20 protein-coding genes and 1 other annotated feature are annotated in these 21,966 nt (G+C 56.5%); of the genes, 11 read left to right on the plus strand and 9 right to left on the minus strand.

From position 1 onward, the window contains the following. Nucleotides 1–4: 4 nt before the first annotated feature. Complete coding sequence (locus GV764_RS01885; RefSeq protein WP_161658824.1) at nt 5–406, minus strand: YkgJ family cysteine cluster protein; 402 nt, start codon at nt 404–406, stop codon at nt 5–7. A gap of 272 nt (nt 407–678) precedes the next feature. Here GV764_RS01885 and ompW point away from each other — a divergent pair, with 272 nt between their 5' ends. Together ompW and GV764_RS01895 are read left to right on the plus strand one after the other, a co-directional pair. Next, nucleotides 679–1,311 carry an outer membrane protein OmpW gene (gene ompW / locus GV764_RS01890; protein ID WP_161658825.1) on the plus strand — a complete coding sequence of 211 codons (633 nt, stop codon included), beginning with the start codon at nt 679–681 and terminating at the stop codon, nt 1,309–1,311. 265 nt (nt 1,312–1,576) lie between these two features. After that, nucleotides 1,577–1,780, plus strand: a complete 204-nt coding sequence (locus tag GV764_RS01895; protein WP_161658826.1) for a hypothetical protein — start codon at nt 1,577–1,579, stop codon at nt 1,778–1,780. Between the two features lie 87 nt (nt 1,781–1,867). Here the strand turns inward: GV764_RS01895 and trpA are convergent, their stop codons facing one another. From trpA to GV764_RS01920, 5 genes are read right to left on the minus strand one after another with little or no spacing between them, the layout of a single operon-like run. After that, on the minus strand, nt 1,868–2,677 hold the full coding sequence (gene trpA / locus GV764_RS01900) for a tryptophan synthase subunit alpha (protein WP_161658827.1): 810 nt from the start codon (nt 2,675–2,677) through the stop codon (nt 1,868–1,870). Beyond that, complete coding sequence (gene trpB, locus GV764_RS01905) at nt 2,677–3,870, minus strand: tryptophan synthase subunit beta (RefSeq protein ID WP_161658828.1); 1,194 nt, start codon at nt 3,868–3,870, stop codon at nt 2,677–2,679. Before trpB ends, trpA begins: the two co-directional genes overlap by 1 nt. 10 nt (nt 3,871–3,880) lie before the next feature. After that, nucleotides 3,881–5,239: a bifunctional indole-3-glycerol-phosphate synthase TrpC/phosphoribosylanthranilate isomerase TrpF gene (gene trpCF / locus GV764_RS01910; RefSeq protein WP_161658829.1), complete on the minus strand. Its 1,359-nt coding sequence runs from the start codon at nt 5,237–5,239 to the stop codon at nt 3,881–3,883. Between the two features lie 3 nt (nt 5,240–5,242). Next, on the minus strand, nt 5,243–6,838 hold the full coding sequence (gene trpD / locus GV764_RS01915) for a bifunctional anthranilate synthase glutamate amidotransferase component TrpG/anthranilate phosphoribosyltransferase TrpD (protein ID WP_161658830.1): 1,596 nt from the start codon (nt 6,836–6,838) through the stop codon (nt 5,243–5,245). Then, on the minus strand, nt 6,838–8,400 hold the full coding sequence (locus GV764_RS01920; protein WP_161658831.1) for an anthranilate synthase component 1: 1,563 nt from the start codon (nt 8,398–8,400) through the stop codon (nt 6,838–6,840). The genes trpD and GV764_RS01920 overlap by 1 nt, the downstream gene beginning before the upstream one ends. Nucleotides 8,401–8,422: 22 nt before the next feature. After that, nucleotides 8,423–8,517 (minus strand) — a sequence feature (Trp leader region). A 135-nt stretch (nt 8,518–8,652) separates the two neighbouring features. Here GV764_RS01920 and rnm point away from each other — a divergent pair. The 3 genes from rnm (at nt 8,653) to rluB (ending at nt 11,156) form a co-directional block, all read left to right on the plus strand. Continuing rightward, nucleotides 8,653–9,558: an RNase RNM gene (gene rnm / locus GV764_RS01925; protein WP_476561203.1), complete on the plus strand. Its 906-nt coding sequence runs from the start codon at nt 8,653–8,655 to the stop codon at nt 9,556–9,558. Continuing rightward, nucleotides 9,555–10,175, plus strand: coding sequence for an L-threonylcarbamoyladenylate synthase (locus GV764_RS01930; protein ID WP_161658833.1), 621 nt, complete (start codon nt 9,555–9,557; stop codon nt 10,173–10,175). The genes rnm and GV764_RS01930 overlap by 4 nt, the downstream gene beginning before the upstream one ends. Nucleotides 10,176–10,271: 96 nt before the next feature. Beyond that, nucleotides 10,272–11,156, plus strand: a complete 885-nt coding sequence (gene rluB, locus GV764_RS01935) for a 23S rRNA pseudouridine(2605) synthase RluB (protein ID WP_161658834.1) — start codon at nt 10,272–10,274, stop codon at nt 11,154–11,156. A 51-nt stretch (nt 11,157–11,207) separates the two neighbouring features. Here the strand turns inward: rluB and cobO are convergent, their stop codons facing one another. Both cobO and GV764_RS01945 read right to left on the minus strand, forming a co-directional pair. Continuing rightward, entirely contained in the window at nt 11,208–11,798 is a 591-nt protein-coding gene (gene cobO / locus GV764_RS01940) for a cob(I)yrinic acid a,c-diamide adenosyltransferase (RefSeq protein WP_161658835.1), read from the minus strand. Then, nucleotides 11,795–12,556, minus strand: a complete 762-nt coding sequence (locus GV764_RS01945; RefSeq protein WP_161658836.1) for a YciK family oxidoreductase — start codon at nt 12,554–12,556, stop codon at nt 11,795–11,797. Before GV764_RS01945 ends, cobO begins: the two co-directional genes overlap by 4 nt. 249 nt (nt 12,557–12,805) lie before the next feature. Here GV764_RS01945 and sohB point away from each other — a divergent pair, with 249 nt between their 5' ends. Then, nucleotides 12,806–13,855, plus strand: coding sequence for a protease SohB (gene sohB / locus GV764_RS01950; RefSeq protein WP_161658837.1), 1,050 nt, complete (start codon nt 12,806–12,808; stop codon nt 13,853–13,855). Between the two features lie 35 nt (nt 13,856–13,890). Here the strand turns inward: sohB and GV764_RS01955 are convergent, their stop codons facing one another. After that, nucleotides 13,891–14,142, minus strand: coding sequence for a YciN family protein (locus GV764_RS01955; protein WP_125294364.1), 252 nt, complete (start codon nt 14,140–14,142; stop codon nt 13,891–13,893). Nucleotides 14,143–14,541: 399 nt separating this feature from the next. Between GV764_RS01955 and topA the strand changes: the two genes are divergently transcribed. From topA to acnA, 5 genes are all read left to right on the plus strand, one after another. Next, entirely contained in the window at nt 14,542–17,148 is a 2,607-nt protein-coding gene (gene topA, locus GV764_RS01960) for a type I DNA topoisomerase (protein ID WP_161658838.1), read from the plus strand. Between the two features lie 190 nt (nt 17,149–17,338). Continuing rightward, entirely contained in the window at nt 17,339–18,313 is a 975-nt protein-coding gene (gene cysB / locus GV764_RS01965) for an HTH-type transcriptional regulator CysB (RefSeq protein ID WP_125294366.1), read from the plus strand. A gap of 254 nt (nt 18,314–18,567) precedes the next feature. Further along, entirely contained in the window at nt 18,568–18,729 is a 162-nt protein-coding gene (locus GV764_RS01970) for a YmiA family putative membrane protein (protein ID WP_161658839.1), read from the plus strand. A 271-nt stretch (nt 18,730–19,000) separates the two neighbouring features. Further along, entirely contained in the window at nt 19,001–19,099 is a 99-nt protein-coding gene (ymiC, locus tag GV764_RS22030; protein ID WP_236651822.1) for a small membrane protein YmiC, read from the plus strand. 171 nt (nt 19,100–19,270) lie between these two features. After that, on the plus strand, nt 19,271–21,946 hold the full coding sequence (gene acnA / locus GV764_RS01975) for an aconitate hydratase AcnA (protein WP_161658840.1): 2,676 nt from the start codon (nt 19,271–19,273) through the stop codon (nt 21,944–21,946). Nucleotides 21,947–21,966 lie beyond the last annotated feature (20 nt).

Genomic DNA, 21,966 nt, shown 5'->3' on the forward strand with positions numbered 1-21,966 from the left:
CGTATTAATCTGGCGGCAATTGTACCCTGGATGGTCTGTCAGTTGCAGCACTGTGAATGGTCAAGCTCAGTAAATCTGTGCCGTATAGCGGTGGTAAACCGTAATGGGCGCGGGCGCGGTTACAGGCGTCTTCCGTAACGCCGTTTTCCCCCGAGCGGGTAAATTCACGGCAGGGGGAAGGCCGTTGGTGATAAATCGCGCAGCTGACGTTTTTGCCAGGCTCGCCTTGCAGCGCCACGCAGCGGCTCTGGCGCTGGTTAGTGCCGCTCATACAGCGTAGAAAAGGGGTAACGGGTTCCGTCAGTTCAACAGGCACCGCTCCGCCTGCATCATCAGCTTCAGCCCAATAAAAAGAGACACGAAAATACGCACAACAGGCACCGCAGGACAAGCATTCATTACTCATCGTACACCCGCATTCATCAGATTCGCTTACTTATTGTCCACTACGTTAGCCAGCCTTCAGTGACGGCGCAAGATGTTAAGAACAAAATTTATTTGATACGCAAACGGATAATTGATGTAGATACAAAGTGGTGCATGGTAAATGGCATGTAAAAATTAATCTAAATCAATAAATGTTAAATTTTCAAAATAAGTGTGATCGAAACGAGATCACTTATTACTTCTTTGTAGGTATATTCACCGCGCAAATAAAACCACAAAGAGGGAATGGATATGAAAAAGCTGACGGTGGCTCTGGCGCTTTTGGGTTGTTTTTCGGGTGTTGCGCCGGCTCACGAAGCAGGTGAATTTTTTATGCGCGCGGGTACCGCGACGGTGCGCCCGACGGAAGGCTCGCAGGATGTGTTAGGTATGGGCGGCTTTAACGTCAGTAACAATACCCAACTGGGACTGACGTTTACCTGGATGGCAACCGACAATGTTGGCGTAGAACTGCTGGCGGCGACGCCGTTTCGTCATAAAGTCGGGCTGGGCGCCACAGGGGATTTGGCGACGGTTCACCAGCTTCCGCCAACCTTAATGGCGCAGTGGTACTTTGGCGATGCCACCAGCAAAGCGCGTCCTTATATCGGCGTAGGGGTTAACTACACCACTTTCTTCGATGAGAAATTCAACGATACCGGCAAAGATGCCCAGCTAACCGATCTGAGTGTGAAAGATTCCTGGGGCGCGGCGGGGCAGGTAGGCCTGGATTACATGATCAACCCGGACTGGTTAATCAACATGTCAGTCTGGTACATGGATATCGACACAGAAGTGAAATTCAAAGCGGCGGGCGAGCAGCAGAATATCAAAACCCGTATCGATCCGTGGGTATTTATGTTCTCGGCAGGCTATCGTTTTTAATCTCTCATTAACGGGTGAAGCAGTAAGCCAGATGAGGCGGGACAATTTTTGTTAATGATTAAACTGGCCGCCTGTCGGCCAGTTTTCTTGTCGACTACACTGTTTACAGGCCGCGCAGATAAATCAATAACGGCCATGCACCAGGTATGCAGGATAATTTTTTAAACACTTTTGTTACTTCCTATTATACCGATAGAGATCTTTGGCAGGCATAAAGGAATGATCGGTAATAAGATGAAATCAGGGTCATACAGGGAGAGCGACAATGAATATCGAAAAATATCAAGAGTTTGCTAATTACTTAAGGGTACTGGTCGAAGGGGAACGCGACCAGTGCGTCATTGATAAAAATCTTTTACTCACCGCCGCCGCGGCCATCGACGAATTATCAAGCCGGGTTGTGATGGCCCATCCCCCTTTTCACATACGTAAAATCAGCACCCTGTCCGCATCGTCAGTATCGAAATAAGCAAACTGGTGAGCGTTTACACCCTCTTATCACCTGACATTCGCAAAAATAAAAAAGCCCCTGTCAGGGGCTTAAGTGGCGGGAGGCTTATTCCTGACGGGTGGCAGCCTTCAGGCTTTGCACAAACGCTTTCAGCTCGCTCAGCATCGCGCTGTGATCGTTGAGATTTGTCTCGATGATTTTCACGATGGCAGAGCCGGAAATCGCTCCGGCAGCGCCTGCGTCGATCGCGGCTTTGACCTGCAGCGGCTCAGAGATGCCAAAGCCCTGCAACGGCGGCGCGGCATGGTATTCCCTCAGCTTGTCGATCAGATGATTCAGCGGCACGCTGGCGCGGTTTTCCGCGCCGGTAACGCCCGCACGAGACAGTAAATAGGTATAGCCGCGGCCACGCGAGGCAATCTGGCGCAGAAGATGATCATCGGCATTAGGCGGGCAGATGAAAATCGGCGCGATGTTATGGCGTAACGCCGCTTCGCTGAACGGTGCGGACTCTTCAACCGGCACATCCGCCACCAAAACCGAGTCCACGCCCACCTGGGCGCATTTCTGGTAAAACGCGTCGACGCCGTTGCTGAACACCAGGTTGGCGTACATCAGCAGGCCAATCGGTATTTGCGGATGTTTCTGGCGGATGGCCGCCAGCATTTCAAAACACTGCGCCGGCGTCACGCCGGACGCAAAAGCGCGCAGGGTGGCGTTCTGGATCGTCGGGCCGTCCGCCAGCGGATCGGAGAACGGAATGCCCAGTTCCAACGCATCCGCGCCTGCTTCGATCAGCGTGTCGATAATGCGCAGCGATTGTTCTGGCGAGGGGTCGCCGAGGGTGACGAAAGGTACAAACGCCCCTTCCTTACGGGCTTCAAGCTGCTTAAACAACTGCTCATAACGTTCCATCAGATTTCCCCTCTTGCTTTCAAAATATCGTGAACGGTGAAGATGTCTTTGTCGCCACGGCCAGAGAGGTTAACCACCAGCAGTTGCTCTTTTTCCGGGGTCTCGCGCGCCATCTTCAGGGCATGAGCCAGCGCGTGGGAAGACTCCAGCGCCGGGATAATCCCTTCTTTCAGGCACAGGGTTTTAAAGGCTTCCAGCGCTTCATCATCGGTAATCGACACATACTCCGCGCGGCCTGTGCTGTTGAGATAGGCATGCTGCGGGCCGACCGACGGGAAGTCCAGCCCGGCGGAAATGGAATACGACTCTTCGATTTGCCCGTCTTCGGTCTGCATCATCGGCGATTTCATGCCGAAGTAAATCCCTACGCGACCATGCTTGAGCGGCGCGCCGTGTTCGCCGGTTTCAATACCGTGCCCGGCCGGTTCAATGCCAATCAGCCCCACGCTCTCTTCTTCAATAAAGTCGGCGAACATGCCGATGGCGTTAGAGCCGCCGCCCACGCAGGCCAGCACCGCATCCGGCAGGCGACCTTCTTTTTCGAGGATTTGCGCTTTGGTCTCTTCGCCGATCATGCGCTGGAATTCACGCACAATGGTCGGGAACGGGTGCGGCCCCGCTGCGGTGCCCAGCATATAGTGAGCGCGATCGTAGCTGCCGGACCAGTCGCGCAGCGCCTCGTTACAGGCGTCTTTCAGGGTGGCCGAGCCGCTGTGCACCGGGATCACTTCCGCGCCCATCAGGCGCATACGGAACACATTCGGCGACTGGCGCTCCACGTCTTTTGCGCCCATATAAATGCGACATTTCAGGCCGAGCAGGGCGCTCGCCAGCGCGGAAGCCACGCCATGCTGCCCCGCGCCGGTTTCGGCGATGATTTCGGTTTTCCCCATCCGCTTCGCCAGTAATGCCTGGCCCAGCACCTGGTTAGTTTTATGCGCGCCGCCGTGCAGCAAATCCTCTCGCTTCAGATACAGCGTAGTGCGGGTGCCTTCGGTAATGTTCTGGCATTTCGTTAATGCGGTTGGGCGACCGGCGTAATTCTTCAGCAGGTCGGTAAACTGCGCCTGAAACGCCGGGTCCTTCTGCGCGCTGACAAAAGCCTCTTCAAGCTGGCGCAGCGCGGGCATCAGGATCTGCGGAACATACATACCGCCGAATTCACCAAAATATGGGTTCAGTAATGTTGTCATGATCTCTTCCTTAATAGGCCCGCAGCGTTTTGAAGACCGCCGCCAGCTTGTTGCTGTCTTTAATACCCGGCGCGCTTTCCACGCCGGAATTGAAATCTAAACCGCTACAGCCGAGTTTGGCCGCGTCGACACAGTTGTCCGCGCCCAGCCCACCGGCCAGTAAGACATTGTCGAGCTGTTGGCCTGCCAGCAATGACCAGTCGAAACGCTGACCGCTGCCGCCCTGGCCGTTGTCGAAAACATAACGATCGACGAATTGCAGATCGCGCGCCGGGAGGCTGTGCGCCACGCTGAGCGCTTTCCAGATCGCCACCTCGTCAGGCAGCGCATCGCGCAGGGCGCTGATGTAGGCCTGATCTTCGCTGCCATGCAGCTGCACGGCGGATAAGTTCAGCGCTTCGGCGATATTCACGATGTCCTGAATAGCGCCGTCGCGGAACACGCCGACATAGCGCAGCGGCGCGGCGGCGCTCACCGTCCGGGCCTGCTCCGGCGTAACGTAGCGCGGGGAGGACGGCGCGAAAATCAGTCCGCCGAAGAGTGCGCCCGCGTCATACGCCGCTCTGGCGTCTTCCGGGCGGGTCAGGCCGCACACTTTGTTCTCACCCAGCAGCACGCTGCGCACCGCCGCGTTGAGATCGTCCTGGCCCATCAGCGCGGAGCCAATGAGGAAACCGTTGGCGAAATGGCTGAGCTCGCGCACCTGGGCATAGCTGTTAATCCCCGATTCGCTGATCACCGTGACGCCTGCGCCGAGGCGCGGTGCCAGCTGGCGGGTGCGGTTTATGTCGATGGACAGGTCGCGCAGGTCGCGGTTATTGATGCCGACGACTTTTGCCTCCAGCGCAATTGCGCGTTCCAGCTCTTCTTCATTACTGACTTCGGTCAACACGCCCATGTTCAGGCTGTGGGCCACCGCCGCCAGCTGGCGATACTGTTCGTCATCCAGCACTGAGAGCATCAACAGGCAGGCGTCGGCCTGATAGTAGCGCGCCAGGTAAATCTGGTACGAGTCGATAATGAAATCTTTGCACAGCACCGGCTGCGGGGCGATTTGGCTGACGATGGGCAGGAAATCGAAGCTGCCCTGAAAATATTTCTCATCGGTCAGGACCGAAATCGCCGACGCGTGGTGCTTATAAACGCCCGCGATACGCGCCGGGTCGAAGTCATCGCGGATCACGCCTTTTGACGGCGACGCCTTTTTGCATTCGAGAATAAAGGCGGTACGCGCGCCCCGCAGCGCTTCGTAAAAATGGCGCTGGCTCGGCACAATTTCATTCTGGAAGCCGGCCAGCGGCTGCTGCGCCTTACGCGCTTCCACCCAAATGGCCTTGTCGGCGACGATTTTCGCTAACACGGTTTGCATGATTTATCCTCTCGCTGCCAATGCGGTAACACGATCGTAAGCGGCACCACTGCGCAGCACCTCGATAACCCGTTGAGCGTTCGCCCTGAGATCCTCTTCGCCATGCAAACGCAGCAGCATAGCGACGTTAGCGGCAACGGCGGCCTCATGAGCGCTCTCGCCTTTACCTTGTAACAGGCGGGTCAGAATGTCACGGTTTTCTTCCGGCGTGCCGCCCAGCAGCGCGTCCTGATGATAGGGCGTCAGGCCAAAATCGTCGGCGGTCAGTTGATAGCTTTTGATTTCGCCGTTATGCAGCTCCGCCACTAAGGTCGGGGCATGCAGCGACACTTCGTCCATCCCGCCGCTGTGCACCACGGCGGCGCGCTGATAGCCCAGTACGCGCAGGGTTTCGGCAATCGGCAGCACCAGCTCCGGGCTGTAGACGCCAATCAGCGCCAGCGGCGGGTGCGCCGGGTTAATCAGCGGCCCCAGCACGTTAAACAGGGTGCGGGTTTTCAGCTGCTGGCGGACCGGCATAGCGTGACGAAAGCCGGTGTGGTATTTCGGGGCGAACAGGAAACAAACCCCCAGTTCGTCCAGCGCCTGGCGGGACGCGTCGGCATTCATATCCAGATTGATGCCGAATGCCGCCAGCAGATCCGACGAACCGGAACGGCTCGAGACGCTGCGGTTGCCGTGTTTCGCCACTTTCATCCCGACCGCCGCCGCCACAAACGCGCTGGCTGTGGAAATGTTGATGCTGTTGCTGCCGTCGCCGCCGGTGCCGACGATATCGGCGAACAGGTATTCCGGGCGCGGGAAGGGCGCGGCGTTTTCTAACAGCGCCGTGGCGGCCCCGGCGATCTCGTTGGGGTGCTCGCCGCGCACTTTGATGCTGACCAGCGCTGCCGCCAGCTGTTCCGGCTTCAGCTCGCCGCGCACAATTGCGGAAAAGAGCTGGTGGCTCTCTTCGCGGCTTAGGGTCTGCGCCTGATACAGCTTATCGAGGATCGGCTGGATGGTATTTTTCTCTTCCAGCGATTTCAGCGCCCAGGCGAGGGTTTGCTCCAGCAGGCGCGCGCCCTGGCTGGTGAGAATCGATTCCGGATGGAACTGGAAGCCCACCACGCGATCCGCATCGTGTCGCACGCCCATCACCATCCCGTTAAAATGAGCGTTGATCGTCAGGCCCGCCGGGACGTTGCTGCCCACCAGTGAATGGTAGCGCGCCACCGGCAGCGGGTTTTGCAGCCCGGCGAACATCGCTTCGCCGTCGTGAGTGATGTTGGAGGCTTTACCGTGCAGGATCTCCCCGGCCTGGCCCACATAGCCGCCGTAGGCTTCGACGATCGCCTGATGCCCAAGGCAGATACCGATAATCGGCAGTTTGCCGCGCATCCGGGTCAGCAACTCCGGCATACAGCCCGCTTCTGATGGCGTGCCCGGGCCTGGCGAGAGCATCAGCACCGGGTTTTTCATGGTCGCCAGACGGTCGATTAAGGCCTGCGCCGGGACGTGGTTACGGTAAATCACCACGTTGTGCCCGCTGGCCCGCAGTTGATCGGCCAGGTTATAGGTGAATGAGTCGATATTATCGAGCAGCAGAATGTCGGCCATCAGAATGTCTCCTGTGCGTGGTGTGCCGTGGCGATTGCGCGCAACACCGCGCGAGCTTTATTACGTGTTTCATCCGCTTCAGATTGCGGCACTGAGTCGAGCACCACGCCCGCGCCTGCCTGGACGGTGGCGATGCCGTCCTCGACATAGGCCGAACGAATCACAATACAGGTATCCAGATCGCCGTGGGCGGTGAAGTAGCCGACCGCGCCGCCGTAGCTGCCGCGACGCGTGCCTTCCGCTGCGGCGATAAGCTGCATGGCGCGGACTTTCGGCGCGCCGCTCAGGGTGCCCATATTCATGCAGGCGCGATAGGCGTGCAGCACATCCAGATCCTGGCGCAGTTCGCCCACTACCCGTGACACCAGATGCATCACAAAGGAGTAGCGGTCGACTTTGGTTAAATCCGCCACGTAGCGGCTGCCCGGCGTGCAGATGCGCGCCAGATCGTTGCGGGCCAGGTCCACCAACATCAGATGCTCGGACAGCTCTTTATGGTCGGTGCGCATTTCCAGCTCGATGCGGCTGTCCAGGTCGCGGTCCAGCGAACCGTCGGCGCGACGACCGCGCGGGCGGGTCCCGGCAATCGGGTAGATTTCGATCTGGCGTGAATCGGCGTCATATTTCAGCGAGCTTTCCGGCGACGCGCCGAACAGCGTGAAGTCGTTATCCTGCATAAAGAACATGTACGGGCTGGGGTTACTGTTCTTTAACGTCTCATAGGCGGCCAGCGGCGACGGGCAGGGCAGCGTAAAACGGCGTGACGGCACCACCTGAAAAATTTCCCCGGCGCGAATGGCTTTTTGCATATCGCGCACCACTGCGCCGTACTCTTCATCGCTCTGATTGCACTCGCAACGCATAGCCGGCACGGTTTCTACCGGCAGCGGCTGAGCAGGCTGGGTCAGCTGATGTGCGATCTCGTCGATACGCTGGGCCAGGCGACGCGCCTCGCTGTCGGACGGCGCGAACTGGCTGGTTTGAATACGCATGTGCTTTTTCTGATGATCGATAACCACCAGAGTTTCCGCCAGATAGAAGCAGTAGTCCGGGCAGCGGTTATGCTGCTCAACCGCCGGCAGCGCTTCGAAACCGGCCACCAGGTCATAGGCAAACAACCCGCCGAAGAACATGGCCTCACGCTCCTCCGCCGGGACGCTGACCAGATTTTGCAGCAGACGGAAAGTATCAAACACCGACAGCGAACACAGGCGCGCGTCTTCATCCAGCAGCGTGCTGACCGGCGGGAAGCGCAGCACGCGACCCTGGGGCAGGATGTGATTGTCGATGCCGGCAGGCAGCGCCGTATCCAGTAAATTCAGCAGCGCTGCGCCGTTAGCGGTCAGCGCGTCAATAGTGACAGTGTCACCCAGCGCGGTAATGCGCAACGCGCTGTCCACCAGCAGCAGGCTTTTTAGCGAGTCTTTGCTGTCGATATCCGCCGATTCCAGCAGCAGCGTGGCAGGGCGCGAGGCGCACAGTTGATGAAACAGCGCGGTCGGGTTATCGCGATAGGCGGCTTCGTAAGCCTGGAGTTGCAACGCGGGTTTCTGGGTTTGCATATCGGTTCTCATTATTCTGTTCAAAAAAAAGCCCGCTTGATGGCGGGCCGGGTATCTGGTGTGCGTGACGCACAGTGGATTCACTGCCCTGAGTCAGGAAGTGCGCCACCAGCGGTTAACAATCATGTTTACTTTCATCTTCAGATACCTGTCTTGTGTGAACTTGCGTACTAGTTAACTAGTTCGTGCATTTAATGTCAACCCCGATTTTAGAAAATCATCAGGAATCGTTATGATAGACTCCCGAATGCTATGCCACACGTGTTGGAGCTGTTTTTGAACCCATCTTCGAATGCTGTGATTTATGATTTACACAGCCATACGGTCGCCTCCGATGGCGCGCTCACGCCAGAACAACTGGTGCATCGCGCCGTTGAAATGGGCGTGACTGCCCTCGCCATTACCGATCACGATTCCACCGCAGGCTTGCCCGCCGCGCATCGGGAAATCGCCCGACAACAACTGCCGTTGCAACTGATCAACGGTACGGAAATTTCCACGCTGTGGGAAAATCATGAGATCCATATCGTCGGGTTGGGTATCGATATTACGCATCCGGCGTTAATTGAATTCCTGGGTGAACAGCACGCCCGCCGCAACCGCCGGGCTGAAATGATCGCCGAGCGGCTGGAAAAGGCGCGCATCCCTGGCGCGTGGGAAGGGGCGCTGCGTCTGGCTGACGGCGGGACGGTCACCCGCGGCCATTTTGCTAAATTTTTGATTGAAGACGGGCGCGCCAGTTCGATGGCTGACGTGTTTAAACACTATTTAGCGCGCGGGAAAACCGGTTATGTGCCGCCGCAGTGGTGTACAATAAAACAAGCTATTGATGTGATTCACCATTCTGGCGGTCTGGCGGTAGTCGCCCACCCAGGACGTTACCGGCTGTCGGCGAAGTGGCTCAGGCGTTTGCTGGGGCATTTTGCCGAACAGGGCGGCGACGCGATGGAAGTGGCGCAGTGCCAGCAAGCGCCCGACGAGCGGGCAAAGCTTGCCGCTTACGCAACCCAATTCGGACTGTTGGCGTCACAGGGATCGGATTTTCATCAGCCTTGCCCGTGGATCGAGCTGGGCCGCAAACTCTGGCTTCCCGACGGCCTGAGGCCTGTCTGGCAGCGCTGGGACGCGCCAGAATTGAGTAAAGAGAGGGCAGTATGAGTCAGTTTTTTTATATTCATCCGGATAATCCGCAACCGCGGCTGATCAATCAGGCCGTGGACATTGTGCGCAAAGGCGGGGTGATTGTTTACCCGACCGATTCCGGCTATGCGCTGGGCTGTAAGCTGGAAGATAAGGGCGCGATGGAACGCATCTGCCGGATCCGTCAGTTGCCGAACGGCCACAACTTTACGTTGATGTGCCGGGACTTATCGGAACTGTCGACCTATGCGTTTGTCGATAACGTGGCGTTTCGCCTGATCAAAAATAACACGCCAGGCAACTACACCTTCATCCTCAAGGGCACTAAAGACGTGCCGCGCCGTTTGTTGCAGGAAAAACGTAAAACCATCGGCCTGCGCGTGCCGTCGAACCCGATTGCGCTGGCCCTGCTGGAAACGTTGAACGAGCCAATGCTGTCAACCTCGTTGATGCTGCCGGGCAGCGAATTTACTGAATCCGATCCGGAAGAGATCAAAGACCGGCTGGAGAAAGTGGTCGATTTAATTATTCACGGCGGCTACCTGGGGCAGCAGCCCACCACGGTCATTGATTTAACCGACGATTCGCCGGTGGTGGTGCGTGAAGGGGTTGGCGACGTTAAGCCTTTCCTGTAATGCCCTGAGCCGCTATACTACGCGGCCTTAAAGGCGGCGGGTCACTGCCGCCTTCCCCATTCGACGCCTGGGAAGGCGACATCGTAAGGAAGCTCTATGAGCGAGAAGCTACAAAAAGTACTGGCCCGCGCCGGTCACGGTTCGCGCCGCGAACTCGAAACCATGATCTCCGCCGGTCGCGTCAGCGTTGATGGCAAAATTGCCACCCTGGGCGATCGCGTTGAGGTTAACAGCGCGCTGAAAATTCGTATCGATGGCCATCTGATTTCGATTAAAGAATCCGCCGAGCAGATTTGCCGGGTGCTGGCGTATTACAAGCCGGAAGGCGAACTGTGCACCCGTAACGATCCGGAAGGCCGCCCGACGGTGTTTGACCGCTTGCCGAAACTGCGTGGCGCGCGCTGGATTGCGGTTGGTCGTCTGGACGTCAATACCTGTGGCCTGCTGTTGTTTACCACCGACGGTGAACTGGCTAACCGCCTGATGCACCCGAGCCGTGAAGTGGAGCGTGAATACGCGGTGCGCGTGTTTGGTCAGGTTGAAGACAGCAAAATTAACGACCTGGCGCGCGGCGTCCAGCTCGAAGATGGCCCGGCGGCGTTTAAAACCATTAAATTCACCGGCGGCGAAGGCATCAACCAGTGGTATAACGTCACCCTGACCGAAGGGCGCAACCGTGAAGTGCGTCGTTTATGGGAAGCGGTAGGCGTGCAGGTGAGCCGTCTGATCCGCGTGCGCTACGGCGATATCCCGCTGCCGAAAGGCCTGCCGCGCGGCGGCTATACCGAGCTGGATTTAGCGCAAACCAACTATCTGCGTGAGCTGGTGGGCCTGCCTGCTGAAACCAGCAGCAAAGTGGCGGTGGAGAAAGATCGTCGTCGTATGAAGGCGAACCAGATCCGTCGTGCGGTGAAGCGTCACGGCCAGACTACCGCGCGTCGCAGCAGCGGCCCGGCGGTGAAGAAAACCCGCGAAAGATAATCGATTTACTAAACAAAGGTCGCGAAATGCGACCTTTTTTATGCCTGGCGATCAGTAATCAATGCCCATCTGGGCCTTTACGCCCGCGTCAAACGCGTGTTTCACCGGACGTAACTCGCTTACCGTATCGGCAATCTCCAGAATATCGCGATGGCAGCCGCGTCCGGTAATAATCACCGTTTGCTGTTCCGGACGATGATTTAACGCCTCCAGCACCACCTCCAGAGGCAGATAGTCATAGGCCACCATATAGGTCAGCTCATCCAGCACCACCAAATCCAGCGATGCATCGCGCAGCATTCGCTCGGCGTGCTGCCAGGCAGAGAGGCAGGCAGCAGTATCGGACTCACGGTTTTGCGTCTCCCAGGTAAACCCGGTAGCCATGGTCTGGAATTCTACGCCGTGCGGCTCCAGCAGGTTACGCTCGCCGTTGGGCCAGGTGCCTTTAATGAACTGCACCACGCCGGCTTTTTTACCGTGGCCCACGGCGCGGGTGACGGTGCCGAAAGCGGCGGTGGTTTTGCCTTTGCCGTTGCCGGTAAACACCATCAGTATGCCGCGCTCTTCCTGAGCGCTGGCGATGCGGGCATCCACTTTCTCTTTAACACGCTGCTGGCGCTGCTGGTAACGATCGTCGCTCATTCAGAAATTCCTGGTTTTCGGTTGGGTTGGGCATCAAAGGTCATGCCGGTTTTGCGACGGCTGTCGTCGCCCATCAGCCACAAATAGAGCGGCATTAAATCGCGCGGTGTCTTGAGTTTATTGGGGTCTTCCGAAGGGAATGCACTGGCGCGCATCGCGGTGCGGGTGCCGCCGGGATTAATGCAGTTTACCCGCAGATTACGATGAACATATTCTTCCGCCAGCACCTGCATCATGCCCTCGGTAGCAAATTTCGACACCGCGTAAGCACCCCAGCCAGCGCGCCCCTGGCGGCCCACGCTTGAGGAGGTGAACACCAGCGAGCCCGAATCGGATTTCAGCAGCAGCGGGATCAACGCCTGGGTCAGAAAGAAGGTGGCATTCACGTTCACCTGCATCACGTCCAGCCAGCTCTCCGGCGTTTGTTCGATCATCGGGCGCACTTCGCCGAGCGCGCCCGCGTTGTGCAATACGCCGTCGAGCCGGGGAACCTCGGCGGCGATGTGATTCGCCAGCTCCTGGCATTGCTGTGGCGTGGCGCTGGAATAATCCAGCGTGAACCAGCGGGGCAGCGAATAACCTTGCTGATGGATCGCCTGCGCGACATCGCGCAGTTTTTGCTCGTTGCGGCCCAGCAGGACCACGTCGGCGCCGTATTGGGCATAGGTCATCGCCGCTTCGCGGCCAATGCCGTCGCTGGCGCCGGTGACAAGAATTATGCGCTTTTGCAGCAAATCGCGTTGGGGTTGATAGTGCACAAATCACTCCTGAGCGGGCAGTTAGCGTGCGAAACAGTCTTTTCACAGAGATTTAACGTGTTATGCCTGATTCCGCCCGCTATTTCAATCGGTCATCCGCCTCGTTAGCCGCAAGTTAACATTTTGAAATACTTCATCATGGTGGAAAATTACGGGATAGATTCCACGATAAACATGTCATACGAGACTGATTGCGCGTGAGTCGGTACACTGAAGCTAACTTTTGGACGTGATATCAAGGCGGATGTTGTGGATCTACTTTCTGAATATGGGTTGTTTTTAGCCAAAATCGCCACGGTTGTGATCGCGATTGCGATTGTTGCAGCCATTATCGTCAATGTTGCCCAGCGCAGGAAACAGCAGCGCGGGGAACTGCGCGTGACCCGTTTGAGCGAGCAATATAAAGAAATGCAGGAAGAGATGGCGGTATCGCTGCTCGATCCCCATCAGCAAAAACTGTGGCATAAAACGCAGAAGAAAAAGCACAAGCAGGAAGCCAAAGCGGCAAAAGCGCTGGCGAAGCAGGGTAAACCGGCAGCGGATGGCCGCGCCAGGCTGTACGTGATCGATTTTAAAGGCAGTATGGACGCTCATGAGGTGTCGTCGCTGCGTGAAGAGGTGACGGCGGTGCTGGCGGTCGCGACACCGCAGGATGAGGTGCTGGTGCGCCTCGAAAGCCCTGGCGGCGTGGTGCACGGTTATGGTCTGGCCGCCTCGCAGCTCCAGCGCCTGCGCGAGCGCGGCATTCCGTTAACGGTGGCGGTGGATAAAGTGGCGGCCAGCGGAGGTTACATGATGGCCTGCGTCGCCAGCCATATCGTGGCGGCGCCGTTTGCCATTGTTGGTTCGATCGGCGTAGTGGCGCAGATCCCTAACTTTAACCGGCTGCTCAAACGCAATGATATCGACGTGGAACTGCACACTGCCGGGCAATATAAGCGTACCCTGACGCTGTTTGGTGAAAACACCGAGGAAGGGCGCGAGAAGTTCCGCGAAGATCTCAACGACACCCATCTGCTGTTCAAAAGCTTTGTTAAAGAGATGCGTCCCAGCCTGAATATTGACGAGGTGGCGACCGGTGAACACTGGTACGGCGTTCAGGCGAAAGAGAAAGGTCTGGTTGACGCTATCAGCACCAGCGACGATTTGATTCTGGAAAAAATGCAGCAGCGTGACGTAGTCGGCGTGCGCTATCTGCGCCGTAAAAAAATGATGGACCGTTTTACCGGCAGCGCGGCGGAAAGTGCCGATCGTCTGTTGATGCGCTGGTGGCAGCGCGGCGAAAAACCGCTGCTGTAATCAACAAACCAAAAAGAGGCCATCCGGCCTCTTTTTTAATCCTGCAAACGGTACTTTTCAGACAGTTCGTGGGCGAGGTATTTAAACATGTTGAAGACCGCCGTGCTTTTCGGCGTCGGCAGGCCTTGCTCGTCCAGGAAGTATTCGCCTCTGAAGACCAGCACGCCGTTTTTCTGCTCGACGTCGGTGGCAATGATGCCTGCGATGTAATCTTCATGTTCGACAATTAATGCATTGGCTTTTTCAAGCAGTGTTTTTTTGTCTATTGGTTGAATCGTCTGTTGCATAATTTACTCCTTCAAAACTGCGCGTAGTGTACGCCGCGCCTGACATAAGGTGCAAATTTTCCCGGAATGAGATTGTGGATTTATCCGCACTGACAAATTGGCGCTCAGTAGCAAGGCATGCTAATAAAGTTGCGTAACGAATTTTATCAGGTAGAGTGTGACGCTTTCGCAAATCTGGCAACAGAATTGCTTGACATTCGACCAGACTTTCGTCGTGCTGTGTCGTCATGGCGCGAAAAACCTGCTTTCTCAGGGATCGGAAAAGTGCGTTCCGTCGCACCGGTAAATGAAGCAGGGTTGAATTCCTTTACGGCTATCGCAATATATCCTGGCGTATGGCCCGATAAAGTGAGTTATCGTGCGACGTCATTTGGAAGAATCAACCAGGTAAAGGTGAATATGGGTAAAGCTCTCGTTATCGTTGAGTCCCCGGCAAAAGCCAAAACGATTAACAAGTATCTCGGCAATGACTACGTGGTGAAATCCAGCGTCGGTCATATCCGTGATTTGCCGACCAGCGGATCAACCCAGAAAAAGAGCGCTGACTCTGCCTCCACCAAAACGGCCAAAACCGGCAAAAAAGTCAAAAAGGATGAGCGCGGTGCGTTAGTCAACCGCATGGGCGTTGATCCGTGGCATGACTGGGAAGCACAATACGAAGTGCTGCCGGGCAAAGAGAAAGTTGTCTCTGAACTGAAATCGTTGGCTGAAAAAGCCGACCACATCTATCTCGCAACCGACCTTGACCGCGAAGGGGAAGCCATCGCATGGCACCTGCGGGAAGTGATCGGCGGCGACGACACCCGCTACAGCCGTGTGGTGTTTAACGAAATTACCAAAAATGCGATTCGTCAGGCGTTCGAAAAGCCGGGCGAACTGAATATCGACCGGGTAAACGCTCAACAGGCGCGCCGCTTTATGGACCGCGTGGTGGGCTATATGGTCTCTCCGCTGCTGTGGAAGAAGATCGCCCGCGGCCTGTCTGCCGGACGCGTGCAGTCCGTTGCGGTCCGTCTGGTTGTCGAGCGCGAACGCGAAATCAAAGCCTTTGTGCCGGAAGAGTACTGGGAAGTGGACGCCGCGCTGACCACGCCGAAAGGCGATGCGTTGCAGGTTGAAGTCACTCACCAGAACGACAAACCGTTCCGCCCGGTAAACCGCGATCAAACCATGGCGGCGGTAAGCCTGCTGGAAAAAGCGCGTTATACCCTGCTGGAGCGTGAAGATAAGCCCACCAGCAGCAAACCGGGCGCGCCGTTTATTACGTCTACGTTGCAACAGGCGGCCAGCACGCGTCTCGGTTTTGGCGTCAAGAAAACCATGATGATGGCCCAGCGGTTGTACGAAGCGGGCTATATCACCTATATGCGTACTGACTCCACCAACCTGAGCCAGGACGCGGTGAGCATGGTGCGCGACTATATTAAAGACCAGTTCGGCAAAAAATATCTGCCGGAGTCGGCCAATCAGTACGCCAGCAAAGACAACTCGCAGGAAGCGCACGAAGCCATTCGTCCATCCGATGTGAATGTGGTGGCGGACGTGCTGAAGGATATGGAAAGCGATGCGCAGAAGCTGTATCAGCTGATTTGGCGTCAGTTTGTCGCCTGTCAGATGACGCCGGCGCAATACGACTCCACCACGCTGACCGTGGAAGCAGGCGATTTCCGCCTCAAAGCGCGTGGTCGCACGCTGCGGTTCGATGGCTGGACCAAAGTGATGCCTGCGCTGCGTAAAGGTGATGAAGACCGCACGCTGCCAGCCGTTGAGCCAGGCGACGTATTGTCCCTGGTTGAACTGACCCCGGCCCAGCACTTCACCAAGCCGCCTGCGCGGTTTAGCGAAGCGTCCCTGGTAAAAGAGCTGGAAAAACGCGGTATTGGCCGTCCGTCTACCTACGCCTCGATCATCTCCACCATTCAGGATCGCGGTTACGTGCGAGTGGAAAACCGCCGTTTCTACGCCGAGAAAATGGGCGAGATCGTTACCGACCGTCTGGAAGAGAACTTCCGCGAGCTGATGAACTACGACTTTACCGCCCAGATGGAAAGCAGCCTCGACCAGGTGGCAAACCATCAGGCGGAGTGGAAAGCGGTACTCGACGACTTCTTTGGTGATTTTACCCGCCAGTTGGATACGGCGGAGAAAGATCCGGAAGAGGGCGGGATGCGACCCAACCAGATGGTGTTAACCAGCATCGACTGCCCGACCTGCGGTCGTAAAATGGGGATTCGTACCGCCAGCACCGGGGTCTTCCTCGGCTGTTCCGGCTATGCGCTGTCGCCCAAAGAGCGCTGCAAAACCACCATCAATCTGGTGCCGGAAAACGAAGTGCTTAACGTGCTGGAAGGTGATGACGCCGAAACCAACGCGCTGCGCGCCAAACGTCGTTGCCAGAAATGCGGCACCGCGATGGACAGCTACCTGATCGATCCGAAGCGTAAAATCCACGTCTGCGGCAACAACCCGACCTGCGATGGCTACGAAATCGAAGAGGGTGAATTCCGCATCAAAGGCTATGACGGCCCGATTGTGGAGTGCGAGAAGTGCGGTTCGGAAATGCATCTGCGCATGGGGCGCTTCGGTAAGTACATGGCCTGTACCAACGACGACTGTAAAAACACCCGTAAGATTTTGCGTAACGGCGACGTTGCGCCGCCGAAGGAAGATCCGGTTCCGCTGCCGGAATTGCCGTGCGAGAAATCCGATGCGTACTTCGTGCTGCGCGACGGTGCGGCTGGGGTGTTCCTGGCGGCCAATACCTTCCCCAAATCGCGTGAAACCCGTGCGCCGTTAGTGGAAGAGCTGTACCGCTTCCGCGATCGCCTGCCTGAAAAACTGCGTTATCTGGCGGATGCCCCACAGAAAGATCCTGAGGGCAACCCGGCGGTGGTGAAATTTAGCCGTAAGACCAAACAGCAGTACGTCTCTTCTGAGAAAGCGGGCAAAGCCACCGGCTGGTCTGCGTTTTACGTCGACGGCAAGTGGGTCGAAGGCAGCAAGTAACCTGCTGTAAATGAAACTAAAAAAGGGCCGAAGAAATCCGGCCCTTTTTGTTTATTACGGCATTATTATTTATTTTCTCTATCTATACACAGAAGCTATAAATGATATAGTGGTTATAGTTAACCTCTTTTTTAGACTGATTCGGTCTTAATCATCGTCAGAAGGCGCGAGCAGCGCGGATGGTCCTGCCATGAAATTACAACAGCTTCGTTATATCGTTGAGGTGGTCAACCACAATCTTAATGTCTCGTCGACAGCAGAAGGGCTGTACACATCCCAGCCCGGCATCAGTAAGCAAGTGCGTATGCTGGAAGACGAATTAGGGATCCAAATCTTTGCCCGTAGCGGAAAGCATTTAACCCAGGTCACGCCTGCCGGGCAGGAAATTATCCGCATCGCCCGGGAAGTGCTGTCGAAGGTCGATGCCATCAAGTCTGTGGCGGGGGAGCACACCTGGCCTGATAAAGGGTCGCTTTATGTGGCCACTACTCACACCCAGGCGCGTTATGCCCTGCCGGGGGTGATTAAAGGCTTTATCGAGCGCTATCCGCGCGTGTCCCTGCATATGCACCAGGGGTCGCCTAATCAAATCGCCGAAGCAGTGTCGAAAGGCAACGCGGATTTCGCTATCGCCACCGAAGCGCTGCACCTGTATGACGATTTAGTCATGCTGCCTTGCTATCACTGGAACCGTTCGATTGTCGTCACGCCGGACCATCCGCTGGCGTCGAAAGAGTCGGTGACGATTGAGGAGCTGGCGCAATATCCGCTGGTGACCTATACCTTCGGCTTTACCGGGCGTTCGGAGCTGGACACCGCGTTTAACCGCGCCGGCTTGACCCCGCGCATCGTGTTTACCGCTACCGACGCCGATGTGATTAAAACCTATGTGCGCCTCGGATTAGGGGTAGGCGTTATTGCCAGTATGGCGGTAGATCCCATTGCCGATCCGGATCTGGTGCGCCTCGATGCCCATGAGATTTTCAGCCACAGCACCACCAAAATTGGTTTTCGCCGCAGTACGTTTTTAAGAAGCTATATGTACGACTTTATCCAGCGCTTTGCCCCGCATTTAACTCGCGATGTCGTGGATACCGCCGTTTCGCTGCGCTCTAATGAAGACATTGAAGAGATGTTTAAAGATATTAAGCTGCCCGCTAAATAATTGCCCGGCAACGCGCCCGCTGTAAAATAAACGGACAAAGCCCGCGTATTCGTCGTGGGCTTTGTGTCTCTGGAGAACGACAAAAATAGAAAACGATTATCCTGTCCGCAAATAATGCCTTTCGATAATTTATTTGATGTCAAAAGATTAATTATTCACATTGCCGCAATGCGTAAATCCACTGGATTTTTTAGTCCTTTTTAATTAGGATTTGTCTCATCAATTGATTAATCTTGACTATTGTTTGGTGAGTAATGATAAGCAATGTCGATGGTATGAGGATGCCGATGCCTTCAGAGAGTCATCAACCGCAGCGGGATGCGGGCGTTAAACGTAAAGCCTGGCTGGCGGTATTCGCGCTTTCTGCCCTGTTCTGGATCGTTGTGGGCGTGATCGCCTGGTCTGTCTGGGGCTGAGATGGTATCCGGAGAGCAAGGGGCAGCGGGCGCGGCTAACCCGCCCGATAGTGAACAGGGGAAGGAAAAGCCACCTGTTGTTCCCGCTTCCTGGGATCTCACCAAAGAACAACGGGCATTTATAGAATCATTTTCGCAAGACGAAAAGCCTGATAATAACGAGTAAGTTTTTGGCAAATCTCTATGCCAAAGCGCATTATTTCCCTTTCCCACAGCATGGGTGTCGGGCATACCGACGATTGATATTTAGTTATCCTTCTGGTGGAAAACCATGAGTGAACGCGCGCAGTATAAATACTGGTCCTGGGTAGCCGCCTTCGGCGTTTCTTTGCTGTTCTGGACACAATGCCTGCTGTTTCTGATCAAATAATCCTTCAAGCGCCCGAAAGTTCGGGCGTTTTGCTTTGGTCGTTTCCCCCCTGACGCACACCCATTTGTCAATTTGGGTTGTTATCAAAACGTTACGACATGTATGTGTTATCTTTAATACAAACCCTGATTATCGTCAGGGTATCGCATCTCAGCTATTAAGGAGGAGCATATGTCGTCGACACTACGCGAAGCCAGTAAGGATACGCTGCAGGCACTCGATAAAACTTACCACTATTACAGTCTGCCGCTGGCTTCCAGGGAACTTGGGGATATTTCGCGCTTGCCCAAGTCGTTAAAAGTGCTGCTGGAGAATCTGTTACGCTGGCAGGACGAAGATTCCGTTACCCATGAAGATATCGTGGCGCTGGCCGGCTGGCTGGAAAAAGCCCATGCCGACCGGGAAATCGCCTATCGCCCGGCGCGCGTGCTGATGCAGGATTTCACCGGCGTACCCGCCGTGGTGGATCTTGCCGCAATGCGTGAAGCGGTAAAACGCCTGGGGGGCGACGTCTCGAAGGTCAATCCGCTTTCACCGGTGGACCTGGTGATCGACCATTCGGTGACAGTAGACCATTTTGGCGATGACGACGCATTTGAAGAGAACGTGCGTCTTGAAATGGAGCGCAACCACGAGCGCTATGTGTTTCTGCGCTGGGGGCAGCAGGCGTTCAGCCGCTTCAGCGTGGTGCCGCCGGGCACCGGTATTTGCCACCAGGTGAACCTGGAGTATCTCGGTAAAGCGGTGTGGAGCGAACTTCAGGACGGAGAAATGGTCGCCTATCCGGATACCCTGGTGGGCACCGACTCCCATACCACGATGATTAACGGCCTCGGTGTACTGGGCTGGGGCGTGGGCGGTATAGAGGCGGAAGCGGCCATGCTCGGCCAGCCGGTCTCCATGCTGATCCCTGACGTCGTGGGGTTTAAACTCACCGGAAAATTACAGGAAGGCATCACCGCCACTGACCTGGTGCTGACGGTGACCCAAATGCTGCGTAAACACGGCGTCGTCGGGAAATTTGTTGAATTCTACGGCGACGGCCTGGACGATTTGCCGCTGGCGGACCGCGCGACCATCGCCAACATGGCGCCGGAATATGGCGCGACCTGCGGGTTTTTCCCGATTGACGGCGTAACGCTGGACTATATGCGCCTCAGCGGACGTAGCGAAGAGCAGGTAGCGCTGGTGGAAACCTATGCCAAAGCGCAGGGCATGTGGCGCAATACCGGTGATGAGCCGGTGTTCACCAGCACGCTGGCGCTGGATATGGCGGAAGTGCAGGCGAGCCTCGCCGGGCCGAAACGCCCGCAGGATCGCGTGGCGCTGAAAGACGTGCCCGCCGCATTTGCCGCCAGCAATGAGCTGGAAGTCAACCACAGCCAGAAAGATCGCGAGCCGGTGGATTATGTGATGAACGGGCAGCAGTATCAGTTGCCTGACGGCGCAGTCGTGATTTCCGCGATCACCTCCTGTACCAACACCTCCAACCCCAGCGTGCTGATGGCCGCTGGTCTGCTGGCGAAAAAAGCGGTCACGCTGGGACTTAAACGCCAGCCGTGGGTGAAAGCCTCGCTGGCACCGGGGTCGAAAGTGGTGTCTGACTATCTGGCCCAGGCGAAGCTGACGCCTTACCTCGACGAACTCGGCTTTAACCTTGTGGGCTACGGATGCACCACCTGTATTGGTAACTCCGGGCCGCTGCCGGATCCTATTGAACAGGCGATCAAAAAAGGCGATTTAACCGTGGGGGCGGTGCTCTCCGGCAACCGTAACTTTGAAGGCCGCATCCATCCACTGGTTAAAACTAACTGGCTGGCTTCACCGCCGCTGGTGGTGGCCTATGCGCTGGCGGGCAATATGAACGTCAATCTGGCGACCGATCCGCTGGGCCATGACAAAAAGGGCGACCCGGTCTATCTGAAAGATATCTGGCCGTCATCCCAGGAGATCGCCAGGGCGGTAGAGCAGGTTTCCACCGACATGTTCCGCAAAGAGTATGCCGAAGTGTTCGAAGGCACCGACGAGTGGAAAGCCATTGAGGTTGAACGCTCCGATACCTACGGCTGGCAGGATGACTCGACCTATATCCGCCTGTCGCCGTTCTTCGACGAGATGCTGGCGGAGCCGAAACCCGTAGAAGATATCCACCAGGCGCGCATTCTGGCGATGCTGGGCGATTCGGTCACCACCGACCATATCTCCCCGGCGGGCAGCATTAAGCCGGATAGCCCGGCAGGGCGTTATCTGCAAAGCCACGGGGTGGAGCGGGGCGATTTCAACTCTTACGGCTCCCGTCGTGGTAACCACGAAGTGATGATGCGCGGCACCTTTGCCAATATCCGCATCCGCAACGAAATGGTGCCGGGCGTGGAAGGCGGGATGACCCGCTTATTGCCGGGGGATGAAGTCATGTCGATTTACGACGCGGCGATGGCCTATCAGGCCAAATCCACGCCGCTGGCGGTAATTGCCGGGAAAGAGTACGGGTCCGGCTCCAGCCGCGACTGGGCGGCGAAAGGTCCACGTCTGTTGGGCGTCCGGGTAGTTATCGCCGAATCTTTTGAACGTATCCACCGTTCAAACCTGATCGGCATGGGCATCCTGCCGCTGGAATTCCCGCAGGGCGTGACGCGTAAGACGCTGAATCTGACCGGGGAAGAGCAGATTGACATCAGCGGACTGCAATCGCTGACGCCGGGCGCGACGGTGCCGGTCACGTTTACCCGTGCCGACGGCAGTAAAGAAGTGGTGGATTGCCGTTGCCGCATCGATACCGGTAACGAGCTCACCTATTACCAGAACGACGGCATCCTGCACTTTGTGATACGCAACATGCTGACCTAAAAGCAAAAGGCCTGCAAACG

It is taken from the genome of Atlantibacter hermannii (assembly GCF_009907385.1).
In the GTDB taxonomy this organism is placed as follows: Bacteria; Pseudomonadota; Gammaproteobacteria; order Enterobacterales; family Enterobacteriaceae; genus Atlantibacter; species Atlantibacter hermannii_A.